This window comes from Succinimonas sp. (assembly GCF_045225735.1).
Classification (GTDB): domain Bacteria; phylum Pseudomonadota; class Gammaproteobacteria; order Enterobacterales; family Succinivibrionaceae; genus Succinimonas.
Genome location: NZ_JBGVBR010000093.1, coordinates 1 through 2,039 on the forward strand (window position 1 = coordinate 1; position 2,039 = coordinate 2,039).

General features: G+C 53.5%; 1 protein-coding gene and 1 pseudogene. Both read right to left on the reverse strand.

Annotation, left to right across the window (positions count from 1 at the left end; all coding sequences use genetic code 11):
• Positions 1-914: hypothetical protein (locus tag ACJROR_RS03315; protein ID WP_406545849.1), on the reverse strand; the 914-nt coding region annotated here is incomplete at its 3' end.
• A gap of 578 nt (positions 915-1,492) precedes the next feature.
• A pseudogene (locus ACJROR_RS03320) lies at positions 1,493-2,039 on the reverse strand (hypothetical protein); the annotation flags it as partial.

Genomic DNA, 2,039 nt, shown 5'->3' on the forward strand with positions numbered 1-2,039 from the left:
TGCTGGAACTCCCCGGTCTTGCATTCCACCCAGACGGGAATGCTGTTTACGAAGCAGAGGATATCCAGCTCGAACACCATCTTTTCATTCATCATGAACTGGACATTGCTGTAGCTCTCCACATCAATGTTGTAAAGGCCGGCATAGTTTTGCAGCACTTCCCGGGCCACGCTGTAAACAAAGATCTCCATCCAGTGGCCGGTAATGAAATTGATGATGGCGCCGTCCTTCTGCACCCGCATGGTCAGTCTGGGCACCGGCGCCGAGGCGTAACGGTATTCCACCAGAAGAGCATTGCTGTAGAGAGCCTTGGCAAAGCTGACGCAGGCATTCTGCATCTCCGGTGCATAGCGGGACAGGTTTACCACAATGCGGTCGCCCCGGCTCTGAGAAACCTTAAGGGCATTAATAATGGGAAGCAGGGAATGATAGTCGCTCCCGATAGTCCGGGCCAGCTTCACCCAGATGGGAGATTCATTGACGATATTGTCGATTCTGGTAATGACATACCCCTTATCCCGCATAAAAGCCTGCAGGGCTTCTCCGCAGCGGGTTTCCGTGGTCTCCGGAGCGGGAGCCTTCGGCATAACCTCCGGAAGAGGCTCCGGCGCGGGTACGCCGGAGGAGCCGGAAGTTACTCCCGGAATCAGGTTTTCCAGAAGATCCTTAAGAGCCGCAGGTTCGGAGACGACCTCCGGAGAAAACACTTCTCCGTCCTCCGCATCCCGCGGAGCCGGAGAGATCTCCTGCTCCGGAAGCTTCCTCTCAGTCCCTGAAGCCGCCTGAGGCGCGCCGGCAGCGCCGGATCTCAGGCCCCGGATGCTGTCAGCCAGGGCAAAGAAGGAATCCGCCAGCCGGTTAATGGCTCCGGAGATTTCCTGAACGCTCTTCTTCCCAATAAGCTTTTTTCCCATAATAACTCCCGTAAGTCCCGAAACCTTAAGAGCCTTCCCCCGGGAAGCCTCTTAAGGATATCCTTAAAAAGCAAAGCCGGAATGCGAGAGAAGAGTCCCTCCTGCCGCATCCCTTAATAAAACTATATTCTCTGTTATCCCGGGAGAACTTTTAACCTTCTCGAAAAAACAAACAAATGATTAAATGTGAACAAATGACTATCCATCCCATGGATAGTTAAGGGGAAATTACGGTAACGGAACCCTTGCTTTTGGCCCAAAACGCCAGAGGCGCCGCTTTTGCCAAAAACATAACGCAGACCTTGATGAAAACAGGCACCAGAAAAGAAGAGCGAAAAAAAGAGATGGCAAAAAAAAGAAGAAGGAAAAAGAATGAAAACGAAGGCCGGAGACAAAAACCGGAGCCCCGGGAGCAGGGCCGCAACAGGGGCTCAGGAAATGGCAAAGAAGACCTGACGGAGGAGAAACTCCCGGAGAACGCCAGCTCCCTGACAGCAGGGAGTCTCATGGACTTTTGCTTAAGATTCCCTCCGTTCCGCTTGGGTTCCGCATTTCACCGCCATCCGCCATAACAGCCCTCAGCCGTTATCAGGCCTTTTCCGGCCGCACTCAAAGCAGAACTTCCCCGTAAGTCCGGTTTCGCCGCAATCGGGACAGTTCCAGGAACCGTCAGCGTTCAGCCCCGGAAAGGCGGTCTTTTGCGGCTGGGAAGAATTGTCCGGAGCGCCGTTCATTTTCATCATCCCCAGCATTCCGGTCATTGGCTGATTTCCTCCGGATCCCGGATCTCCTGTCATTCCCATCATTCCGATTACTCCGGACTTATTAATGCCGAGATCCTTTTCCTCCCGGCGGATCAGGCACTCCTCCTTCTTTGCGCTGTTAAGAATATCCCGGATCGCCTTAAGCTCTTCATTTTTCTTTGCTATGGTGATCTTTTCGGAATTGATGCTGAAATAATTGTATCGGCGGCTCCCGGGATCCGGATGCCACTTGCAGGAGAGACTGTATCCGGAGGAATAGTCAAATACCAGCGGCCCCGCTCTGGCATCATCGGGAATGCGTCTGTCCGCTTCCTGAAAATCCGCCCGGATCAGAATGTCCCGGATCTCCCGGAGCATCTCC